Source organism: Neisseria sp. P0009.S008 (assembly GCF_051958615.1).
GTDB classification, from domain to species: domain Bacteria; phylum Pseudomonadota; class Gammaproteobacteria; order Burkholderiales; family Neisseriaceae; genus Neisseria; species Neisseria subflava.
This window is the reverse complement of record NZ_JBQCVG010000051.1, coordinates 1-288: the sequence shown is the minus strand read 5'-3', so window position 1 is coordinate 288 and position 288 is coordinate 1. Positions and strand designations below refer to the sequence as shown.

The 288-nt window shown below is 51.7% G+C and carries 1 protein-coding gene; it reads left to right on the top strand.

Going from position 1 to position 288, the window contains the following annotated elements; genetic code table 11:
* On the top strand, positions 1–288 hold a 288-nt coding region (locus ACTHSQ_RS11200; RefSeq protein ID WP_440372017.1), incomplete at both ends, for a transposase.

The window sequence follows — 288 nt, the reverse complement described above, 5'->3', positions numbered from 1 at the left end:
AAAAACGGCCTCTACAAACTCGGTTACAAACAACATACCCGTACCGATGAGGAAGGCTATATCGAGAAACTGCACATTACCCCCGCCAATGCCCATGAGTGCAAACACCTGTCGCCTTTGTTGGAAGGACTATCCAAAGGTACGACCGTCTATGCCGACAAAGGCTACGACAGTGCAGAAAACCGGCAACATCTGGAAGAGCATCGGTTGCTGGACGGCATTATGCGCAAAGCCCACCGCAACCGTCCGCTGACGGAAGCGCAAACCAAACGTAACCGATATTTGTCG